This is a genomic window from Lapidilactobacillus mulanensis, assembly GCF_003946215.1.
Taxonomy (GTDB): domain Bacteria; phylum Bacillota; class Bacilli; order Lactobacillales; family Lactobacillaceae; genus Lapidilactobacillus; species Lapidilactobacillus mulanensis.
On sequence record NZ_RHOW01000005.1, the window covers coordinates 1 to 22,261 of the forward strand.

Consider the following 22,261-nt stretch of genomic DNA (forward strand, 5'->3'; position numbering starts at 1 on the left):
AAAAAACTCCTTCCTAAGTGTACAAGCTTTGATTATTTGCTTGTCTACTTAAGTAGGAGTATAGCCGGACTAAAATTCAGGATATCAGAATAGTAATATTTAGTATCTTGATAGCTTCATCTTTGTACATCCTCCTCGAAAGTGATAAGATAGAAAAAATTTAGCTTTAATTCTATTTTAAACCGGCAGGGGGATTTTTCTATGGGAATGCATGAATATATTCAAGGTTTGTCTAATCTGGAAACATTGAACCGCGCACCGGGATTTTTTAAATATCAAGAGCACACGGTGGCTGCACACTCATTCAAAGTTGCCGAAATCGCCCAACTATTGGGGGATATCGAAGAGGAAAATGGCGAGTCGGTGAATTGGCAGCGACTCTACGAAAAGGCCCTGAATCATGACTATACCGAGCGTTTTATCGGCGATATTAAAACGCCAGTCAAATATGCGACCCACGAATTACGCAAACAACTTGCAGGCGTTGAAGATCGCATGACGCAGAATTTTATCGACAATGAAATTCCAGAATTTCTGCAGAAACGTTATGCGCGTCGTTTGTCAGAAGGCAAAGATGACACATTGGAAGGCAAAATTTTGTCGGTGTCCGATAAAGTTGATCTGCTGTATGAGTCATTCGGCGAAATTCAGAAGGGCAATCCACAAACCGTTTATTTGGATATCTTTCGCGAAAGTATCACGACGATCATCCGCTTCAAGGAATTGAATTCGGTGCAATATTTCTTGAGTGATATTTTGCCAGATCTGTTGAACGAGGAGTTTGCGGATAAAGAACGATTGGTCGCGTTGACGCAGGAATTATTGAAAAATAATTAGGCGTCTTTCGGCGAAAGTGCTGTGGGACAGCTCTCCGCTTTTCCAAGTGCGAAAATTTTTACGATGAAAATGTGACATCTTGAAAACAATCTACCTTCGGTCGAAAGTGCTGGGGCAGGCAGTACGTTGGCTTGTGGGACCGCTCTCCACTTTTCCAAGTTCGGGAAAAGTTCCGAGCTTCGATTTGAGCTTTTGCAAAACCGGCAAAATCTCGAATCGATCCACCATGTAAGGCGGGCAAAAACGGCCCGCCAACATGGTTGTCACTGCCACGACTGCCTGCCCCAGCACTTTCGACCTAAACTTATTTTGTTTAGCGTAGGAAATGAACAGCTGGGTTCCTGGAAGTTGATTTACAATGTAGCCTTTACTCTGAATAACAAAATAAAAAAAGTGATGAATTTCAAATCTGTGCGTAATAGGACACGACAAATTTTAAAATAGGCGCAGAATAGCCTTGAAATCCCGTAACAAAGGGCTTCTATCTATATCTTGCGCCTATTTTTAAATTGGTCGTGTATCTAGATTACCAATTTTTGTTTTACGCGTTGAAAAAAATATTGTTGTTCAAATTAGAATGACAAATTAAATCTGTAACCCAAACATATCGAGCTCTTCGGAGTAGAATAGGCAAAATTTGTGGTGGGAACTGGGACTGCAGTGGCAATTTTGTTAATGAGCGGTTTTGGCGAATTTACAAAATGGGGAAATGTGAGATCCGGCGGTTTTCCGGAGCTCACATTTCAGGCGGAAAACTTTTGGCGTATTTCCAAAAGCTTGGAGCCGTCCCCACAGCAGTTTCCCAGTTCCCACCACAAATTTCGCCGGAACCACAAAAAATCCACTCAATCGAAAATCCCAAGTTTTTCCACCATAAAACTACATAAAATAAAACCAACAAAATCCCCCAAAGCACCCCAAGAAATTCCTAGACAAAATTATAGCGAAAATATGTTCGCTATGTTAAAATTACAGTTGTATTTTCAAAACAAATAAACCAATAAGTAAACACACCAAACCAACATTTTTATGATTAGAATAATTTGAACAGCCCTTCTTAGCCCCTGTGGCTCGAAAAGGGTTTTTGTGTTCATTATGCCGTTTTGTGACGCTTGTTTTTATCCTAATCAGTCAAGTTACCGTGCAATTTCGAGGGGAGAAATAGTTTGTTTAATCGCGAAACAAATCATCATTTCGAATTAGTTTCTAAATATAAGCCAGCTGGAGATCAGGGTCAGGCAATCGAACAGATCACCAATGACTTCAAGTCGGGCAATAAATATCAGATTTTGGAAGGTGCCACGGGGACTGGTAAAACTTTTACCATGGCCAACGTGATTGCTAACTTGAATAAACCCACGTTGATCATTTCTCATAATAAAACTTTGGCTGGTCAATTATATGGCGAGTTTAAGGAATTTTTCCCGCATAATCGTGTGGAATATTTCGTCAGTTATTATGATTATTATCAACCAGAGGCTTACGTGCCTTCAAGTGATACGTATATCGAAAAAGATTCGTCGATCAATGATGAAATCGATAAACTGCGTCATTCGACGACTAGTTCATTATTGGAACGCAATGACGTGGTCGTGATTGCCTCAGTTTCTTCTATTTTCGGGTTAGGTGATCCGCGTGAGTATCAGGATAGTGTGCTTTCGTTGCGAGAAGGCATGCAGATCGAGCGTAATGATTTACTGCGTCAGTTAGTCAGCTTGCAGTTTGACCGCAATGATATTGACTTTCAACGTGGTCGTTTTCGTGTGCACGGCGATGTGGTCGAAATTTTCCCAGCATCACGTGATGATCATGCCTTGCGCGTTGAACTCTTTGGTGACGAAATCGATCGGATCGTTGAAGTGGATGCACTGACTGGTGAAGTGATCGGCGAGCGCGAACAAGTGTCAATTTTCCCAGCGACGCATTTCATGACCAACGATGTGCAGATGACCGAGGCCGTTAAACGGATCCAAGCCGAATTGGATGGTCGTTTGAAAGAGTTGAAGTCGCAGAACAAGTTGCTAGAAGCACAGCGGTTGGAACAGCGGACGACTTATGATATCGAAATGATGCAAGAGATGGGTTATACATCTGGTATCGAGAATTATTCGCGTCATATGGAAGGCCGCGCGGAAGGCGAGCCACCATTTACCTTGATCGATTTCTTCCCACCAGATTTTAATATCATGATCGATGAATCGCACGTGACGATGCCACAGATTCGTGGGATGTATAATGGTGACCGCGCACGGAAGCAAATGTTAGTAGATTACGGATTCCGTCTGCCCAGCGCCTTGGATAATCGTCCGTTGAAGCTGGAAGAGTTTGAGCAACATGTCAAGCAGATCTTGTATGTTTCGGCGACACCTGGTCCTTATGAATTGGCGCAAACCGATGAAAAAATTGAACAGGTTATTCGTCCGACTGGTCTATTGGATCCGAAAGTCGAAGTGCGGCCGATCATGGGTCAGATCGACGATTTAGTCGGTGAGATCAATCAACACGCCGAACAGAATGAACGTGTTTTTGTCACCACCTTGACGAAAAAAATGGCTGAAGATTTAACCGATTATTTGAAAGATTTAGGCATTAAAGTCAAGTATCTGCATAGTGATATCAAGACATTGGAGCGGACCGAAATTTTGCGCGACTTGCGTTTAGGCAAGTTCGATGTTTTGATTGGGATCAACTTGTTGCGTGAAGGGATCGATGTGCCCGAAGTTTCGTTGGTTGCGATTTTGGATGCGGATAAGGAAGGCTTCTTGCGTTCGGCACGGCCTCTGATCCAGACAATCGGACGGGCAGCGCGTAATTCACACGGTAAGGTGATTATGTACGCCGATAAAATGACCGATTCAATGAAAATTGCCATCGATGAAACGCAACGTCGTCGTGATATTCAAGAGAAATTCAATGAAGAGCATCACATCACACCGACAACGATCATCAAGCCAATTCGCGCCGCGATTCAAGCGACGAAGAAGGCGGATAATTCCGATGATTTGACCGAAGAGTCGGTCAACTTCGACGAAATGACCAAAGACGAGAAGAAAGTTTTGATCAAGAGTCTGACCCAACAAATGGAAGAAGCGGCGAAGAAACTCGATTTCGAGAATGCCGCCAACTTACGTGATGCATTGCTCGAATTAAAAACTGAGGTGGAATAAATTTGGCTAACGACAAAATCGTCATCCATGGCGCACGCGCTCACAACTTAAAAAATATTGATGTCACCATTCCGCGTGATAAATTGGTGGTGGTCACTGGTTTATCAGGTTCAGGAAAAAGCTCGTTAGCTTTTGACACGCTGTATGCAGAAGGCCAACGTCGCTACGTTGAAAGTTTATCTGCCTATGCCCGTCAATTTCTTGGCCAAATGGATAAACCCGATGTCGATTCGATCGATGGATTGAGCCCGGCAATTTCCATTGATCAGAAAACCACGTCGAAAAATCCGCGTTCAACGGTGGGAACCGTGACGGAAATCAACGACTATTTGCGTCTGCTTTGGGCTAGAGTCGGAACGCCGATTTGTCCCAACGATGGCACGGTGATTTCCAGCCAAACGGTCGATCAAATGGTCAATCGCGTCTTGAAGTTACCCGAAAAATCTCGCGTGCAAATTTTTGCACCGATCGTTCGCGGTAAAAAAGGTCAGCATAAGAAAGCCTTCGATAAGATCAAGCGCGAAGGCTATGTGCGGATGCGTGTCGACGGTGAAGCTCATGAAGTAACTGATGACATTGAATTAGATAAAAATAAAAAGCATGACATTGATATCGTCGTCGATCGATTAGTGATCAAAGATGGGATCCGTTCACGTTTATTTGATTCGCTGGAAGCGGCATTGCGTTTATCTGAAGGCTATGCCAATGTGGACGTCATCGGTGGCGAGATGTTAATTTTCTCCGAGCATTATGCCTGCCCATTGTGTGGATTTACCGTCGGCGAAATGGAGCCACGGTTATTCTCATTCAACGCGCCATTTGGTGCCTGCCCAGATTGTGATGGGCTCGGCGTTAAATTAGAAGTCGATTTTGACTTGGTCGTACCTGATCCAAGCTTAACGTTAAATCAAGGAGCAATTGCGCCTTGGAATCCAATTAGTTCACAGTATTATCCGGAATTATTATCGCAAGCAGCGCATGCATTTAAGATCAATATGGACAAACCGTTCAGTAAATTGACTGAACGCCAACGCAACATCGTTTTATATGGTAATGGCGATAAAAAGTTCCATTTCCATTATGAAAATGATTTCGGCGGTGTTCGCGATGTCGATGTTGAATTTGAAGGCGTCATGAATAACGTCGAACGCCGCTACAAGGAAACAAATAGCGACTTCACTCGTCAAGTGATGCGCCAATATATGACCGAGCTCACTTGCCAAACTTGTCATGGTGCGCGTTTAAATCGGCAAGCACTGGCGGTTAAAGTGGGACAGAAAGATATTGCCCAAGTTTCTACTTATGCCATCAAAGATGCACTCCCATTTTTTCAACAAGTTAATTTTTCTGAACAAAACGAAACGATTGCCAAACCAATTTTGAAAGAAGTCACTGACCGTTTAACTTTCTTGTTGAACGTGGGTCTCGATTATTTGACGTTGTCGCGGGCTGCCGCTACTTTATCCGGTGGTGAAGCACAGCGAATTCGGTTGGCGACTCAAATCGGTTCGAACCTTTCTGGGGTCATGTACATTCTAGACGAACCTTCGATCGGCTTGCATCAACGCGACAATGATCGTTTGATCGGCTCGCTGAAAAAAATGCGCGATCTTGGGAACACGTTGATCGTCGTCGAACACGATGAAGATACGATGCGGGCTGCCGATTATTTGATCGATATCGGCCCTGGCGCTGGCGATGATGGTGGTCACGTAATGGCTGCTGGTACGCCCGCGCAAGTTGCCAGAACGGCCAAATCTTTGACTGGCCAATATTTATCAGGTAAGCGATTTGTGCCGGTACCATTAACGCGTCGGCCTGGTAATGGCAAAACGGTTAAAATTCTTGGTGCCGCAGAGCATAACTTGAAAGATATCGACGTTGAGTTTCCGCTGGGTGAGTTTGTCGTCGTCACCGGCGTTTCCGGTTCAGGTAAGTCAACGTTAGTGAATTCGATTTTGAAACGTGCGTTAGCACAGAAAATCAATCGTAATTCTAATAAGCCGGGTAAATATCAAGGTATTCAAGGCTGGAAAAATATTGATCGCCTGATCGATATTGATCAGAGCCCGATCGGTCGCACACCGCGAAGTAATCCTGCAACTTATACTGGCGTCTTCGATGATATTCGCGGTTTGTTTTCGCAAACGAATGAAGCAAAATTGCGTGGTTATGCGAAGGGTCGGTTCAGTTTCAACGTGAAGGGTGGTCGCTGCGAAGCCTGCAAGGGCGATGGGATCATCAAGATCGAAATGAATTTCCTGCCCGATGTTTACGTGCCCTGCGAGGTTTGTCACGGCACGCGCTATAATTCAGAAACATTGGAAGTCACCTACAAAGGCAAAAATATTGCCGATGTTTTGAAGATGACCGTTTCCGAAGCGTTAGGTTATTTCTCAGCCATTCCCAAAATCCGGCGGAAATTACAAACGATCGTTGATGTCGGCTTAGGCTATGTACAATTGGGACAGTCGGCAACGACTTTATCTGGTGGTGAGGCTCAACGCATGAAGCTGGCTTCAGAATTACACAAACAATCTCCAGGCCATAATTTTTATATCTTGGATGAACCTACAACGGGACTGCATTCCGATGATATCAAACGTTTGCTAGTGGTTCTGAATCGTTTGGTGGATGATGGTAACACGGTTTTGATCATCGAACATAATCTGGACGTGATCAAGACGGCCGATTATTTGATCGACCTCGGGCCAGAAGGCGGCGAGGGCGGTGGCGAGATCGTCGCCACTGGTACGCCGGAAGAAGTTGCCGAAGTTAAGGCTAGTTATACGGGGCAGTATTTGAAGCCGGTCCTCGAACGAGATCGTGCCCGCACGATCGAAGCGGCTGCTAAAAATAAATAGTGATTAAAGCGTGTCTTGAAGTGAGCCTCGAATTTTGAAGCTCACTTTTTTCTTGCAGATTTTCCGCGGGATCAATTTAATTTAGCCACATTATGACGTTTATTTTTGTTAAAATGGAATTGATGAAATGACATTTAAGCGGGGGCTAAAAAAATGAGTCGAGAAACAGAATCCGATGAAGAAATCGCAAAGCGTCACGCGGTACAGCCAGCACAAAACGATTCGCCGTCCTCATCTGGGAGCGAAGTCAATGAACCCGATGAAGATGTGCTGATTTCCGGTCAATACATTTACCCCGAAATCATTCGGGATTTCCCCACGATGATTGATTATCTTGGTCGGGTGCGGTTGTCGAGCACCAGCACCTACGTCGATCTTCAGGCGTTGGCCGCAAGTTTACAAATCCGCATCAATTACAGTAGTGAATTACAAAAAGACTTCGCGCTAGTTCCGCAAAAACAAGTGGTCGGTCGATCTTGGCGTGCAGTGGCGGCTTCGCTGATCGTTAAGGATCACCGGGTCACTGCTCAAGAGCAAGCTTGGCTAGTCGGCCAGGGATTAGCCACTTATATTTTGCACATTGCTGAATATGTTCCTGACTTCAGCGAAAACACGGAAACAATGAAGAAATGGACTGTCGACAAAATGGCAGCGACGTTATTGTTGCCTGATGACCTTGTGCAAAGAACGGTTTCATTAGCAATCGATCTCAATCAAGAACGACTCGACGTCATTGAGCCACTCAATCAGAAAACTTTGGTCAAAGCAGCTCGGTTGAATCTTTCCACGAATTTAGCCGCACAACTGGCTAATGTTCCTGAATGGTTGATGCGCGAACGGAGCAACGATGTTTTCAACGGTTAATTTTTTAAGTATCACATAATTGTCCCAACCTGAACGATGCAAAAAGGCAGCCAACAATTTATTTTGTTGGCTGTCTTTGTTTTGTTTCTCTTAATTGATCATGTTCATGCTAAAATTTTAGTAATTTGAAATCAGTTGCTTTTAGCAATAATAGCTTGTATTTTCGCGGATTCTGCAGCCGCATTCCAGTGGCCATTGACCAATGAATAATGCATGAGTTGTTCTAAGTGACGTGTCGTGGGGATGTGGCCGTCAAGTGCCGTGTAAACAGCCTTGCCTAAAGCAATCAACGTCGCAGATTCGGGAATGCCGAGCTTAGCCAAATGTGATAATAAATTCTGTGCACTGGCTTCTTCGATGGTCACTGCGCTCGATTTACTCTCGCGGATCGGAACCAGATCAGTCATGAAAGCACCCCAGGCTGCCGTGCCGTAAGTAATTGTTGCTAAACGATAATCGCCACTATTCGCTTTACCGTGGAAATTGCCGAATAATTCTGGTATTGGTCCGGCGTTACCAGAATTCAAGCCGATAAAAACATATTTAACTTCGGGTAATTTTGCATCCATGGCAGCTGTATCGATTCCAGCAGGAAATCCGGGGACGTAAGCTTGATGAAAGGCTTGCTGTAATGCTTCAATTGATGAAATTTCGTCGGCATTTGCAGGCGCTTGCCAGTAAGCCCAACTATCTAAATCTCGATAATTTATTGACATTTGATTTCTCCTCTATGCTTTTAAAATGGGATGACCTTAAAACCTCTGTTACTTTTCCATCGGTTAGTTGTGGTGACCGATCGACAATTTTCTTACCGATTTGGTAACTATTCGTAGTTTAACAAATCTAGACGACATAATGTGGCATAAAAATATCAGCGTGTTATTTTTCATTGAATATTTTTCCCAGCGGTTCTGAAAGAGGCTGATTTCTATTTAGTTGCTTAATGAACACGACTAGGATAGAATGATAAATGAAACGCCCGGATTGTTTTAAAAATTATTTGTGGCTAATGTCGGTTTGAGTTAAACGAGGGAGCAATGCAATGAAGCCTGATACATTAAATTTAGTGATCATAACTGGGATGAGTGGCGCCGGGAAAACAGTTGCCATCCAGTCCTTTGAAGATTTAGGTTATTTTTGTGTGGATAATATGCCACCGAATTTGTTGCCCAAGTTTTGGGAATTGGTGAAGGAATCTGGTAAAATCACCAAGATCGCGTTGGTGATCGATATTCGGTCGCGCGCTTTTTACGACGAGATCATTTCCATGCTGTCTGGATTGGAGAACACGAATTTTGTCACCACTAAAATCCTGTTTCTCGACGCTTCTAACGAAGAATTGGTCAGCCGCTATAAAGAGACACGCCGTTCACATCCCTTGGCCATGGAAGGCCGCTTAATGGATGGTATCGTCAAAGAACGCGCACTGATGCAAGAAATGAAAAATCGCGCCCAGTTGATCGTCGACACCACCAGTTTGTCGCCGCGCCAATTACGTGAAGAAATTTTCGATAACTTTAAAATCGCTAACGTTCCCACTTTTCATATTGAAGTAATGTCTTTCGGATTTAAATATGGACTGCCCATTGATGCCGATATTGTTTTGGACGTCCGCTTTTTGCCGAATCCTTATTATGTGCCTGAATTCAAACCGAAGACGGGTCTTGATCCTGCCGTTGCTAAATATGTGTTCGATCAGCCCACCGCCGAAACTTTCTATCAACAATTGATTGCCCTGTTGCAAACCGCGATGCCGGGCTATGTCAAAGAAGGCAAAACCAGTCTAACGATCGCTATCGGTTGTACGGGCGGTCAACACCGTTCGGTCGCATTAGCGCAACGACTAGGCAAAGATTTGATCGAACAAAAATATCCAGTCGATATTACGCACCGTGATCTGGATAAGCGGAAGGAAACGGTGAATCGCTCATGAGTTCAGATAATCGAATTGTTCGAGTCATCAAGGGCCGCCGTCCTAAAGTCGTCGTCATCGGCGGCGGAACTGGATTACCGGTTATTTTAAATAGCTTACGCAAACAAAATGCGGATGTGACTGCAATCGTGACCGTCGCAGATGATGGTGGTTCGTCAGGCATTATCCGCAATTATATCAACGTTGTGCCACCTGGAGATATCCGTAATGTTCTAGTGTCGCTGTCTGATTCTTCGCCGTCGTTTTTAGATATTTTTCAATATCGATTTGACAGTAAGGATGCTTTTTTCGCGGGGCATGCGATTGGTAATCTAATTATTGCGGCGCTGACAGAAATGCGCGGCAATATTTTCGATGCCGTCCAGACGTTATCCACGATGATGAACGTTGATGGGCATGTTTTCCCCGCTTCCAACGAACCGTTGACGCTAAACGCGGAGTTTATGGATGGCACGATTGCGGCGGGCGAGACGGAAATTTCCGGTCAACGCAAGCAGATCAAGCATGTGTGGGTGACGGATACAGACACACCCGAAGAAACACCCCAGGCGGTTCCACCCGTGATCAATGCGATTCAAGAAGCGGACGTGATCGTTTTAGGACCAGGGAGTTTGTTCACGAGTATTTTACCAAACTTAATGATCAAAAATCTCGGCGAAGCAGTTTGTCAGAGCCACGCCGAATTAATTTATGTCTGCAATATCATGACCCAGAAGGGCGAAACGGAACGCTTCACAGATGCCGAACATGTGCGCGTCATCAACGAGCATTTAGGCGGTAAATTTGTGAACACCGTACTGATCAATTCAGAAAAAGTTAAACCGGGCGATCTAGATTACCATAAATACGATGAATACCTACTGCAAGTCAAGCATGATTTTGCTGGGTTACAAAAACAATGTGATTGTATTATTTCCGATAATTTTCTCTCGTTGCATGACCACGGGGTTTTCCACGATGGGGATAAAGTTGCGACGGAAATTCTGAATCGCGCGTTTCAACATATCAATAAATGATATTACTTTTGACGTAAATGTGTTCGCCATCACTGAAATCACTGCCTAAGTGACAATAACTAAAATCTTAAGGCCAAGATTTTAGTTATTGTCGACTTAGCCATTGATTTCAACCCGTGATGGCTCACAACTTAAACGTGTTCGTAGCCATTGAAATTTCCGCTTAACTTGCGAGATGATGAAATCCAAAAAGCGGATTTTATCATCTCTCAGAGTTAATGCTCAATTTCAACCCATGGCTACTCACAACACAATCGTGTTCGAGCTGACTGTCTGCTCTCACAACTTAGAAAGGATGTGCACAATGGCATCTTATGCGAGTGATGTTAAGAAAGAGTTGACGCTCTTAGAGGTTCATCCTGCACATGCCCGTGCTGAATTGGCGGCTTTGTTGCGGATGAATGGGTCGCTGTCGATCGGTAATCATCAGTTTACGCTCAATGTGCAAACTGAAAATCCGGCGACGGCGCGGCGAATTTATTCGTTGATCAAGCTTGTTTATAAAGTCGAAGCTGAATTATCTGTTCAGCGTAAAATGAAACTCAAAAAAAATAATCAATATATTGTGCGGATCAATCGTCAAGCGATGATGATTTTACAGGATTTGGATATTATGGGCGGTGATCAGTTGACGATCAATGCCCACATTCCCGGTTGGATCATGACCGATGATCAATTGAGCCGTTCTTATTTGCGCGGTGCGTTTTTGGCAGGGGGGAGTGTGAACAATCCTGAGACCAGTCGTTATCATCTGGAAATTTATTCTTTGTACGAGACGCACAATGCCGATATTTTGCAGTTAATGAATAATTTCGACTTGCACGCCAAAACTTCCGAACGGCGCAGCGGCTACATTAGTTACCTCAAGGAAGCGGAACGGATCGCCGATTTTTTGCAAGTGATCGGTGCGACGAATGCGATGTTGAAGTTTGAAGATATTCGGATCGTTCGTGACATGCGCAATTCGGTCAATCGACTGGTTAATTGCGAGAATGCGAATATGAATAAGACCATCGATGCGGCAACGAAGCAAATTGAAAACATCAAGTATTTAGCCGGTACGATCGGGTTCGAATCGCTGCCACAGAAGCTGCGAGAAATTGCCGAGTTGCGGCTAACTTACCCAGAAAAAACACTAGGTGAATTAGGCGTGCTCGTCCCCAGCGGCGCGATTTCCAAGTCAGGCATCAATCACCGCTTACGTAAATTAAACGAGATGGCTGAGAAAATGCAAGCCGAATCCGCTTAGAATTAAAAAAGCAACCCTTAAAATAACATCCATAGAAATTTGTGGATGTTATTTTTATATTCTAAAAGGCTAATAGATCAATGATGACGCTTACTGTAGTCAGAAATTGACCAGTAGTGGTTAATTTCTGACCACCACAACATGTGGTGTATGAAGTATAATCAAACCAGATAAATAAAACGTTAACAGGTAATGTATTAATGGTTGGGGGACCTAATTACTTGTTCGTTCAGCATGACGGGGGAAGAAGTCAATGACTCGCAGTAAAATTTTTCGTGCGCTAGTTCAAACATTAGTTATCTTTATTTTGTTTACACTTTTTCCAGTGAATAGTGTTTCAGCCGCAGTTGCAAAACCCGGTAGTGTTCCAGCACCACCGGCATCGACGCTGAACATCAAAGACCAGTTTGTTATCAATCCCAGATTCGGTAATTCCGATTTCATGACCAATTATCAACAAGCAATTGTCGTTACACCAAGTAAATCGCAACAATCAGGTAGTATTTGGTCAAAGAATAAGATTGATCTTAACCAATCATTCACGTATAACACCTGGCATTACCTTGGCGATAAGCAGGGATCAGTTGCGGATGGTATGGCTTTTGTTCTTCAAAATGATTCACGTGGGCAAAGCGCATATGGCTCGAAGGCTGGTGGGTTGGGCGTCTATCCTTACGGTTGGATCAATAGCGGGAAGATCGATACCAACTATGTTCAAAATGCTTTAGCAATTGAAATGGATGATTGGTGGAATAACATTCCTGGTAAAGCCGATGATCTTTTTGATGTCGATATTCCTTGGACGACAGTGGATCCATCGTTAGTTGGTCATATTGCCGTTGTACAGCCACGTTTGGTTTCTTCGAACAATTCGAAAGACCTGAAACATCTCCAGTATTTACTCGGAAATTTATCTTTTCCATTAGCGAATAACAAGTGGCGGAAGTTTTCAGTTTCTTGGATGCCAAAAATAACTTACACAAATGGGATTCGTGTTTTAGGTGGCGATTTGACCTATACCTTCGGTGAACAGGTCGATGGGCAAGGTACTTATCCAACTCAAACCTTCCACGTAGATAATGTGCAGACTTATTTCAAGAGTGATCATGTCTACTTTGGCTATACGGGTGCCACGGGTGCATATGCAACTTTTCAGGCTGTCAGTGTTGACAAGCTTCCCCAAACGGCTGCACCGGTCACTTTAAACTTTGTGGAAAAAGGGACTAACATCGTTTTAACCACGCCAGTTACTATGAACGGGGAACTTGGCGAGGCTTGGGATGGTTCGACGCGTCGGCAAGATTGGATTCAAGTTAGCGGTGTCTGGTATCACTACACCGGTGAATACACGACGACGCCGACTGGTCAGCTGGATAAAGGGACGTTCGACGCAACTACGCGAACGATCACGTACCTCTATGAGAAAAAAGTGCCACCAGAAAATTATGTCCTGACTAAACAAGTTAAAAATATGACGACGCCAGATCCTAATTACGCGACGACAACGACAGCTAATGTGGGCGACGTGGTCAGTTATGAAATGACTTACACCAACTTGACTGGCATTAGCAAGGGTCAAATCAAAGATACCTTAGATGCACGTCATGATTACGTTAAGAATTCGCTCCAAATCGCCACGCTTGATACTAACGGGGAATTTGTCACATTACCGGATACGGGTTTTGTAACCAATAACCTGATTGATTTTCCTTATGATATTTTATCTGGTCAGAGTTTCAAAGTGCGTTTTCAAGCAACAGTCAATGATAAATTAACGACGACTACTAATCCGCAAAGTATTCCGAACCAGGCCACAGTGATTCCGACAACTGGAACTTCGATCACCTCGAACACGACGACGATCAATCGGTTGATGCCAATGCCGGTTGAAGTTAATTTTCTTGAAGACGGAACTAATGCGGTTATTGCGGATCAGCAGAAGTTGACGGGTAAAATCGGGGCGGCGTGGAATGCGGCGACTGATCGTCCGGAGTGGATTCAAAAAGATGGTAATTTATACCACTATATTGAAAAGTTCGATGCCGATACGGCGGATCAGAAAGATCAAGGCACTTTTTCGGGAACGCAGACTTATCACGTTAATTATTACTACCAAAAAATCGACGAGCCCGAAAAATTGGCGCTGACCAAAGAATTGAAGAACGAAAAAGAAACGGACGCGACGTGGACGACCACGACCACAGCCGACGTTGGTGACACGATCGATTACCAGTTGACTTACAAGAATATGACCGGGATTTATACTGGGAAGCTCAGCGACTTGTTAGATATTCGTCATGATTATGTTGCGGGTTCGCTACAGGTTTCTGGACCTAGTGATAACGGGACGTTCCGCGATTATGATGACACCGAATTTCAAGCAGATCAGACGATTTCATTCCCGGAAGCAATTAAGTTAGGCGCTCAGTTCCAAATCCGTTTCAAAGCAACCGTGAACGATAAAACTGCGCCAGAAAATGCGCCGGCCACGATCGATAATCAGGCTACGATTAAACCGGCGACTGGTGATGAAATTACCTCGAATATCACGTCGATCACGCGCCAATCGCTTTCTGGCAAAATTATTTTCCGCTATGTCGATCGCCAATCTGAGATGAGTGATCCTACAACCGTCGCTAGTGAAGCAACCGTCGAGGGTCCAGTCGGAACGCCGGTCAGTGAATTGTCAGCAGAAAATTACCGTCCTAAAACAGTTCCTGGTTGGGCGGTGGTTGATTACACAACCGACGGCGACTTGACGCAAGCAACCTATAGTCAAGCAGAAAAATATAATCCTGCAATCACTGCGGAGACGCAAATTATTACTTATCGATATGAACGCGCGATGATCGGACTGAGGACGGAAAAAACGTGGAATTTCGGAACTTTTCCAGCGCAGAATATCGATAAAACGTATAATCTGCCCGCAGGCAAGTCCGAAACCGGTGAGTCGATTCCGCACGGCATCACCATTGCGGACTATTACGGAATCGATGGCTGGACTTTGAACGTGCAACAAGAAGATCAGTTCAAATCAGAAGCCGATCCAACTAATGCTGATGCGAATTTACAAGTTGCACACGAGCTCACGGATGCGCAATTGAATTTTAAAAATGGCACTTTCAAATCCACGACCTCACTCACCACAGATGATGATCTGGATCCGAGTTTTCCAACCGATGCAGATACAAGTGGTGCAACGACCAATGATACCGGCGTAGTTTTAAAAGACGCGTTTAGCTTAACACCAAAAGCCGAGGCAACGTCGATCTTGACCATGCCTAAAGTCGGACACTATTTCGACGCGATAGAAAACGGCGTTGCCGATCCAGAAAATACGAAATACGATAATTCAGGTTATCATATTTGGCGTTATGAATTTGGCGAAAATGCAACCGCAAGTCAGAGCATTGGCTTGCATGTACCCGCAACAACTAAGCGCTACAAAACCGAGTATAAGTCAGTCTTAACTTGGTCATTAATACTTGCTCCTGGGGGGGAATAATTATGATGGAGAAACGCGTATTCAGTTGGATGATCGGTCTCAGCCTATTTCTGGGAATTATTCTCGGTCAACAAACAATTGTGCATGCAGATGTGCAAACGCAAACTGCTGATTTTGAAATTCAACCGATTTTACCGGAGGAACAGGTCAATGCCAGCCTTAATTATTTCGATTTACTTTTGAAACCGGACAGCACTCGTGTGATTCAGATGCGGATCCAGAATTTTTCCAACAAGAAAATTACGGTTGAAAGTTCCCTGCGTAATGCTTATACGCAAATGGGTGGCAATATCGATTTCACTACAGATAGTTCGTTGCTCGACAAGAGTTTAAAAACATCATTCACGCAAATTGCCACGCTGACTAAGGGTGATCAAAAGATTGTTCTGAAAGCTGGCGAGACGAAGATGTTGTCGACGACGATCAAAATGCCCAAAGCCGGCTACAAAGGTATGATTTATGGCGACTGGCATTTTCTCGAACGGTTGAAACCAGATACAAAAACAACCGCCACGACCAGTAATTATTCCTACTCTGTGGGGGTGGTTCTGCGCGGGACAGATTATGAAGTTTATCCCAAGCTGAGTTATGGCGAAACGGCACCAATTCTATATCGACGTCATCCAGCTATGGGAATTAAACTGCGCAACACACAGCCCATGGCAATTACGAAGGCGAGTGTGGACGCGACGATTCTGCAAAAAGGATTCAATGGTTCCAAACACGTTTACAAAGCAACTAATCTCAGCATCGCACCCAATTCTTTGTTGAACATTCCGATTTCTTGGAGTTACGATGCCTTGAAGCCAGGCGATTATGAGATTCAGGTGAAAGTCAAAGGCCTCACTTTTTTCAACAAGTTTCCGCACACTTGGCAGTTCAACAAGAAGTTTACCGTTGCCGATAGCGCTGTGAAAACAATCAACGAACAAGCCATGCAAAAACCGATCAATCATTGGTTTTACGGGGCAATTGTCAGTGGCGCCTTGTTGGCGATCTCGAGTGGCTTTCTCGTTTACGTCGTGAGGTTGAAGCACTAATGCGTTGGCTAACTAGAATGCTCGCCGTTGGTAGTCTCAGCTTGTTTCTAGCAACGACGAGCAAGGTCAACGCCGCAACGGATGCGACTTCTGAAGCAGCAACTTTCACGATTCGACCGCAACTGCCAACGGATAATATTGGCGGCTCATCACTAGGTTATTTCAATCTCCAACTTAAAGCTGGTCAGGTACGCAGTGAAAGTATTCAAATTTATAATCCGACCAAACAAACGATCACCGTTGAATTAGCAGTTGTGAATGGTCAAACCGAAACAGATGGCCGTATCAGCTATCAACCACTCACCAAAACGAATCGGCAATTATTACCACAGCCAGGTAGCTCATATGTTTCGATTCCGGAATCTGTGAAAATTGCCGCAGGTCAAGCCGAGAATGTGCCGATTAATATTCATACCAAGAAGCAGTTGTTCGCTGGCACCAAGCTAGCCGCAATTAACATTTATTCCGCAGCAGATACTAGCATAGGCGCAGTCGAGAATCGATTCGTCTATACGGTTGGTTTGGTTTTAAACGGGAAAAAGTTGGTTCCGGCAAACTTGCAGCAACTCGCACTGACGAAAGTCACGCTGGTCCAGAAAAAGAAATTACCGAGATCATTTGAATTCAGAGTTGTCAATGCTGATCCACTATTGATCGAGGATGGCCAAGCACAATTAAAATTACGACATCAATTATTTGGTTTCTTAAATTATCAAGTCACTAAAAAATCACTGAAAATTGCGCCAGACTCATCTTTCAAATTGAATTGGGATCTGTCAGGTTATCGGTTGACTAGTGGCTATCATCAATTGACGTTTAATTTTAAGACAAATGATTATCGCGAGCAGCGGGTACGCTATCTCTTGGTCAAACAAGGAAAAGCTCAACTCGTTTCGAAGAAGCAATATCAGCAACACCAACAAGTGAGTTTAATTCTCGCAGGTGCCATTACGGTGGCCTTAATTGCCTGCATCATCACACTGATCAAGCATTATCAGCACAAGAAGAAGGAAGTCGATCATGATGAATAAACTGATTCAGAAATTCGGATACAAGCGAGTGAAATGGGGCGTCATCGGCATTACCAGTTGCCTAGCCATTATCTTCGCGATCACGATAGTTTTTACCATTCTCACGTATTAGGATTTCAATACTTTCAAGACGATCAATATGTAATTGATCGCCAGACGCACTACCCATCACTATTGTATAACCAGCTTACGAACGTAGGCGAGTTATAAAAAACGCGCTTGTGCGCAAAATTAAGGGAGGAATTTCTTATGAAATTCGGGAGATTAACAGGAACACTGCTTGCGGGGGCAACAGTATTATCAGCATTAGCAATGGCGCCAATTGGGGCATCATTTGCGGCCACGCAAGAAGGCAATGCAGAAGCAAACGGTGGAGTTGCATTACCACAGACAGACAACACTACTGTCGGTATTTCGTTTGGTGATAACAGTTCTAACGGTAATACTGGGTACCTTCGTCTACAAATGGTCCCTCACGTTTTAGATTTTGGTAACCATGAACAATTTTATGCTAAGTATCCTATTTTCATGGCTGATGGTAAGAATATGAGCAAGGATGACAACAATCGTCACCCTAACTATGAAGGTGGCGACACCAACCAAACTGCTATTCTGAATACGTCAGATACACAATTGACTAAGGTTGCAGGTAAAGCTTGGGCAACAGTTGTTGATAAACAAGCCACTCGAATCCAAGATCCAGACGATGATAAGAACACTTCAGAACCTGGTTCTTGGACATTGAGTGTTAAAGCTGACGATTCATTACAGAAACAAACAGACCAAGGTAATAACGCAGGCGTTCCTATTAACGATGCGGTTTTATCGTTTGACAAGACTGCATACGGTCGTACACAAGATATCTTTGCGTTAACAGCAGAAGAACAAGATCAAGGTTACGATGCTTCAATCGGTACCTCTGATAGAGATGTTACAGCAATTTCAACTAAAATAGTATTACCATTGTCATCAACAGATGTTTATCATACTGTTGCAACAGCAGGAGATGGTTACGGTAAGGGTGCTAACGTCTTTGGCTGGAACAAGACAGATATTCAATTAACTTTACCAACGACAGCCGTTGTCGAAAATGCAATTTACACAACGACATTGACTTGGCAATTATCAACAGGTATTAAATAGTCTAGGCTCTCCAAACACATCAAATCCCCCTTTGATGTGGTAGCCTAGAAATATTTAAGGGACTCACAAATAAAAAACTAACCCAAAAGAGACCAGACATGAATTTCATGCCTGGTCTCTTTACGTGGTCGGTTGAATTAATTGGTTAAGATATTGATTCGCTAGCTATTTTGCTCTTGCTATTTGTCGTAGTTTTCGATAAACTAGTAATGTTATGGGCCCTTAGTGTAATGGATCGCACGTAAGATTCCGGTTCTTGAAATCTCGGTTCGACTCCGAGGGGGCCCATTTTTGTATAGAAAGCTAGTGATCAATCGATGTGAAGAACGTCGTGGTTGCTAGCTTTTTTATTTTCCGACAAAATAAAAGAAATGATGATCAGTCTAACTGGGTCTATTTTTCACCAGAGACTGATGTGAAAATCCATCCTTTGACCTATGACTTATCACGCCGAACCGTCCATAATGAACTATGTAATCAACAGATGTGAAGACCAATGGAGGTTAATAACATGAATGAACGCGAACGAATTTTAGACCTTGTTAAAAAAGGTGTGATCACTTCCGAAGAAGGTTTGGTATTATTAGAAAATCTGGCTAAGAAGCGAGACACTGCTACTGATGCTACAAAAGAACAGACAACTCACACACAATCACAGTCAACGACAGCACAACCTGAAGCCGATCAAGATCAAGATGATCAAGATGAAGCAGAAGATGAAGTTTTAAACAAATACGAGCAACAATTGAGTGAGCTTAAGGCTGACTTGGCCCGAGAAAATGACAAACTGGCAGAAACGCAAACAAAAATTTCTGCCGTTCAACGTCAAATCGACCGTGACCAAGAGCATATTACAGTCATCGATGCCATGGAAGACCTTGACAGCCTGACCGAAGAGAAAGTTCAAGAACGCTCTGAAGCTAAGGGCCGTGTGGTTGAATTGCAACAAACCATTGAAAATCTAGAACTTGCTCAGTCAGAATTAGCGGATAAAATTAGCGGCTTAAATAAAGAAATCGGTAAGTTAACGCGTGAACGAATCAAAGAAAGCATTCATTTCGACGAGATCCGCGACAACACGACGTCAACATTCAACGATTTTGGCGAAAAGGTTTCTGATTTTAGCACATCGATCGGCGGCTTCGTTCGCGATACCGTTAAGAATGTGGTCGATAATATCGATTGGAATGATGTCACGATCAAAGTGCCTGGCATTGTTTCATCAAGTTTCAAGCACGATTTTGTCTATGAGGATGCTCAAGCCACGATTCTTGATATCAAAAATGCCAACGGTGCAGTTAAGCTGACTAGCTGGGATAAAGAGGATATTAAAGTTGCCGCGAACATCAAGCTATATGGCAAAATGGAAGAAGCAGATCAACTGACTTCGTTCTTGAAGCGCAGCCACATTGAAGTGACTGATGATCGTTTTGTTTTCCAAGTGCCTAACAAACGGGTTCAAGCAGATTTACAAATTTACCTGCCAAAACGCACTTATGATCACGTCACCATGAATCTTTTAAACGGCAACATTGAGATCAAAGATTTTTCCGGTAAAGATATTTATCTGAAGACAACTAATGGTGAAACTTCTCTGAGCAACATTGACGCGACGATGATCGAATTCGAGGGTGTTAATGGCTCCGTCGAATTGACCGATAGCAAATTGCGTGAGGCTTTATTCAGCACCGTTAATGGGAACGTCACGTTGAATGCCAACGTTCAAGCTGGCGACCTTTCAACCGTTAATGGCAGTGTCAAGGCAACGTTGCACAATGATGATCTTCATCGCTTAGATGCTTCATCTGTTCATGGCACCGTTAAAATTGCCGTAGAAAACACACTTGATTTTCACGGCGTGGCCAAAACACGCCTCGGCACCGTCAACACCCGTGTGGCTAATTTAGAAATTATGGATGAAAAGACAACCACAGGCAAACGATTAAACTTTAAACGCGGTGACACAGAAGGCGCCGATTTAAACCTAAGCAGCACCTCAGGCACCATTTATCTAAAGGATAACCAATAATCAAGCTGCGAAAGTTAACGGTTGGCTGCGTAAGATAAGCTCGTCAATCACTCAATTCGGTTTGTGAATTCAGTGATTGATAGCTTATCTATAGCAGACAGTTAACTTGAGCGCAATTCAAGCTGTGAGGAGCCATGGTTTTGGCTGCGTAAGATAGGTTTTTGTACGATACTTGTTTATTTTGGAGGAGTTAATGATGAAAAAGCGTTTATACCGTTCTAGAACTGATCGAAAAATTGCCGGTGTTGCCGGTGGGATCGCCCAGTATTTCGATATTGATCCAACATTAGTACGTGTGGCTTTTGCGCTAATGGTATTACTCGCATCAAGTGGTTTCTGGATATATTTGGCACTCTGGTTGATCATACCAGAAGAGTCAGCGTCCAACCGCAATGATGGTTCTACAACGAGTCGTCCTAATCGCGATCATGATAGTAACTGGAGTAATTTCTAATTAGTTGAGAGGTGTTTGCATTGCCGTTTATCTTATTTTTATTTTTCATTCCCATTTTATTGATCATCGTTTTCGCGTTGATCGCCGGTGCTATTGGGATTTTCTTCGGGCTTTTGAAATTCTTACTGCCCCTGATTATCATTGCGGCGATCGTGAATTATTTCGCGCGTCGTTCTGATCGAAGTGATTCATGGACAACCCGTTCAACTTACCAGCGACATCCGACTTCATCTTCATCTCAACACATCCGTAAGGAAATTTATGATGTCAAAGAAAAAGATGTGTCTAAGCGTCAACACGATGATCATGATGAGTGGAGCGATTTTTAATCTGGATCTGTTTACGAATTAATGATCTAGAATTGACTTAGGGGGTTAAGCAGTGAATGCGCAAGCTAGTAGAAAACTAATCAACATTTCTTCAGTGATATCGCTGATGGCAATCATTAGCTTGACTATCTATTGGTGGCAAATGGGACTGTTTAGTAGCCAAACTGCGCTACAAAGTTACGTTGCTCACCGTCAATTATTAGGTCCGTTGATTTTTATCGGTATTCAGATCGTCCAAGTGGTCATTCCCATTATTCCTGGTGGCATTAGTACTGCTGTTGGTGTCGTTATTTTCGGCCCATTGTGGGGATTTGTTTACAACTATATCGGAATTGTGACTGGCTCGTTTATCAACTTTTTCTTGGCGCGACATTACGGACAAGATTTCATTCTCCACGTGATTCCGGAGAAGGTTTACAATCGCTATATTGACAAAACCAAGAATCAAAAAGCCTTCGATTGGTTTTTCGCCGCCGCGATTTTTCTACCAGTCGCACCAGATGATGTTTTGGTGCTGATTGCGGGATTAACCAAGATGTCTTGGCAAAAGTTCAGCGCCATCATCATCTTGCTGAAACCCTTCACGATTGCTGCCTATAGTTTTGTGCTATTGTATGGCAGCCAATGGCTATTTCAATTTCTTAAATAAATAAACGCCCACTTGCAAATGCAGGTGGGCGTTTTGTTTGGCAAAGGCTTAGAATAGCAAGAAAGTGTTAAAGTCAATTTTGCCAAAACTTTTCGACATCAGAGTCTTAGAATTCTAGCCTGTATCAAGGTATCTAGGTCTAGAAAACATC

16 protein-coding genes are annotated in these 22,261 nt (G+C 43.5%); 15 read left to right on the forward strand and 1 reads right to left on the reverse strand.

The genetic code is table 11. From position 1 onward, the window contains the following. The first annotated feature begins 201 nt into the window (after window positions 1–201). The 4 genes from EKM67_RS01965 to EKM67_RS01980 all read left to right on the forward strand — a co-directional run bounded on the left by EKM67_RS01965 (window position 202) and on the right by EKM67_RS01980 (window position 7,732). Window positions 202–837 (forward strand): YfbR-like 5'-deoxynucleotidase, encoded by a 636-nt coding sequence (locus tag EKM67_RS01965; protein WP_125576764.1) that lies wholly within the window; start codon window positions 202–204, stop codon window positions 835–837. Window positions 838–2,003: 1,166 nt separating this feature from the next. Then, window positions 2,004–4,004, forward strand: a complete 2,001-nt coding sequence (gene uvrB / locus EKM67_RS01970; RefSeq protein ID WP_125576766.1) for an excinuclease ABC subunit UvrB — start codon at window positions 2,004–2,006, stop codon at window positions 4,002–4,004. Between the two features lie 2 nt (window positions 4,005–4,006). Beyond that, the gene (gene uvrA, locus EKM67_RS01975) at window positions 4,007–6,868 is read left to right on the forward strand and encodes an excinuclease ABC subunit UvrA (RefSeq protein WP_125576768.1); all 2,862 of its coding nucleotides are present in this window, start codon (window positions 4,007–4,009) and stop codon (window positions 6,866–6,868) included. A gap of 153 nt (window positions 6,869–7,021) precedes the next feature. Then, window positions 7,022–7,732, forward strand: a complete 711-nt coding sequence (locus EKM67_RS01980) for a hypothetical protein (RefSeq protein ID WP_125576770.1) — start codon at window positions 7,022–7,024, stop codon at window positions 7,730–7,732. Between the two features lie 131 nt (window positions 7,733–7,863). Here the strand turns inward: EKM67_RS01980 and EKM67_RS01985 are convergent, their stop codons facing one another. Further along, window positions 7,864–8,448: a hypothetical protein gene (locus EKM67_RS01985; RefSeq protein WP_125576772.1), complete on the reverse strand. Its 585-nt coding sequence runs from the start codon at window positions 8,446–8,448 to the stop codon at window positions 7,864–7,866. Between the two features lie 326 nt (window positions 8,449–8,774). On the opposite strand from EKM67_RS01985, the gene rapZ reads away from it, so the two are divergent. The 11 genes from rapZ to EKM67_RS02045 all read left to right on the forward strand — a co-directional run bounded on the left by rapZ (window position 8,775) and on the right by EKM67_RS02045 (window position 22,110). Continuing rightward, on the forward strand, window positions 8,775–9,665 hold the full coding sequence (rapZ, locus tag EKM67_RS01990; protein ID WP_125576774.1) for an RNase adapter RapZ: 891 nt from the start codon (window positions 8,775–8,777) through the stop codon (window positions 9,663–9,665). Beyond that, on the forward strand, window positions 9,662–10,681 hold the full coding sequence (locus EKM67_RS01995) for a gluconeogenesis factor YvcK family protein (RefSeq protein ID WP_125576775.1): 1,020 nt from the start codon (window positions 9,662–9,664) through the stop codon (window positions 10,679–10,681). The genes rapZ and EKM67_RS01995 overlap by 4 nt, the downstream gene beginning before the upstream one ends. Before the next feature lie 304 nt (window positions 10,682–10,985). After that, entirely contained in the window at window positions 10,986–11,930 is a 945-nt protein-coding gene (gene whiA / locus EKM67_RS02000; RefSeq protein WP_125576777.1) for a DNA-binding protein WhiA, read from the forward strand. 253 nt (window positions 11,931–12,183) lie between these two features. Then, window positions 12,184–15,435, forward strand: a complete 3,252-nt coding sequence (locus EKM67_RS02005; protein WP_125576779.1) for a lectin-like domain-containing protein — start codon at window positions 12,184–12,186, stop codon at window positions 15,433–15,435. Between the two features lie 2 nt (window positions 15,436–15,437). Further along, on the forward strand, window positions 15,438–16,475 hold the full coding sequence (locus EKM67_RS02010) for a DUF916 and DUF3324 domain-containing protein (protein WP_225417277.1): 1,038 nt from the start codon (window positions 15,438–15,440) through the stop codon (window positions 16,473–16,475). Then, the gene (locus tag EKM67_RS02015) at window positions 16,475–17,506 is read left to right on the forward strand and encodes a WxL protein peptidoglycan domain-containing protein (protein WP_125576781.1); all 1,032 of its coding nucleotides are present in this window, start codon (window positions 16,475–16,477) and stop codon (window positions 17,504–17,506) included. The genes EKM67_RS02010 and EKM67_RS02015 overlap by 1 nt, the downstream gene beginning before the upstream one ends. 249 nt (window positions 17,507–17,755) lie before the next feature. Then, entirely contained in the window at window positions 17,756–18,649 is an 894-nt protein-coding gene (locus EKM67_RS02020) for a WxL domain-containing protein (RefSeq protein ID WP_125576783.1), read from the forward strand. A gap of 511 nt (window positions 18,650–19,160) precedes the next feature. Beyond that, the gene (gene liaX, locus EKM67_RS02030; RefSeq protein WP_164506531.1) at window positions 19,161–20,678 is read left to right on the forward strand and encodes a daptomycin-sensing surface protein LiaX; all 1,518 of its coding nucleotides are present in this window, start codon (window positions 19,161–19,163) and stop codon (window positions 20,676–20,678) included. 193 nt (window positions 20,679–20,871) lie between these two features. Continuing rightward, complete coding sequence (locus tag EKM67_RS02035) at window positions 20,872–21,132, forward strand: PspC domain-containing protein (RefSeq protein ID WP_225417278.1); 261 nt, start codon at window positions 20,872–20,874, stop codon at window positions 21,130–21,132. A gap of 20 nt (window positions 21,133–21,152) precedes the next feature. After that, on the forward strand, window positions 21,153–21,461 hold the full coding sequence (locus tag EKM67_RS02040; protein ID WP_125576789.1) for a hypothetical protein: 309 nt from the start codon (window positions 21,153–21,155) through the stop codon (window positions 21,459–21,461). 106 nt (window positions 21,462–21,567) lie between these two features. Then, a complete protein-coding gene (locus EKM67_RS02045; RefSeq protein ID WP_125576791.1) occupies window positions 21,568–22,110 on the forward strand; it encodes a TVP38/TMEM64 family protein in 543 nt (180 codons plus the stop codon). Window positions 22,111–22,261 lie beyond the last annotated feature (151 nt).

What these genes read in the sequence shown, in the direction of transcription:
- EKM67_RS01965 (WP_125576764.1), top strand. Translation starts at nt 202, where the DNA reads ATGGGAATGCATGAATATATTCAAGGTTTGTCTAATCTGGAAACATTG.
- EKM67_RS01980 (WP_125576770.1), top strand. Translation starts at nt 7,022, where the DNA reads ATGAGTCGAGAAACAGAATCCGATGAAGAAATCGCAAAGCGTCACGCG.
- EKM67_RS01985 (WP_125576772.1), bottom strand. Translation starts at nt 8,448, where the DNA reads ATGTCAATAAATTATCGAGATTTAGATAGTTGGGCTTACTGGCAAGCG.
- rapZ (WP_125576774.1), top strand. Translation starts at nt 8,775, where the DNA reads ATGAAGCCTGATACATTAAATTTAGTGATCATAACTGGGATGAGTGGC.
- EKM67_RS01995 (WP_125576775.1), top strand. Translation starts at nt 9,662, where the DNA reads ATGAGTTCAGATAATCGAATTGTTCGAGTCATCAAGGGCCGCCGTCCT.
- whiA (WP_125576777.1), top strand. Translation starts at nt 10,986, where the DNA reads ATGGCATCTTATGCGAGTGATGTTAAGAAAGAGTTGACGCTCTTAGAG.
- EKM67_RS02005 (WP_125576779.1), top strand. Translation starts at nt 12,184, where the DNA reads ATGACTCGCAGTAAAATTTTTCGTGCGCTAGTTCAAACATTAGTTATC.
- EKM67_RS02010 (WP_225417277.1), top strand. Translation starts at nt 15,438, where the DNA reads ATGATGGAGAAACGCGTATTCAGTTGGATGATCGGTCTCAGCCTATTT.
- EKM67_RS02015 (WP_125576781.1), top strand. Translation starts at nt 16,475, where the DNA reads ATGCGTTGGCTAACTAGAATGCTCGCCGTTGGTAGTCTCAGCTTGTTT.
- EKM67_RS02020 (WP_125576783.1), top strand. Translation starts at nt 17,756, where the DNA reads ATGAAATTCGGGAGATTAACAGGAACACTGCTTGCGGGGGCAACAGTA.
- liaX (WP_164506531.1), top strand. Translation starts at nt 19,161, where the DNA reads ATGAATGAACGCGAACGAATTTTAGACCTTGTTAAAAAAGGTGTGATC.
- EKM67_RS02035 (WP_225417278.1), top strand. Translation starts at nt 20,872, where the DNA reads ATGATGAAAAAGCGTTTATACCGTTCTAGAACTGATCGAAAAATTGCC.
- EKM67_RS02045 (WP_125576791.1), top strand. Translation starts at nt 21,568, where the DNA reads ATGGCAATCATTAGCTTGACTATCTATTGGTGGCAAATGGGACTGTTT.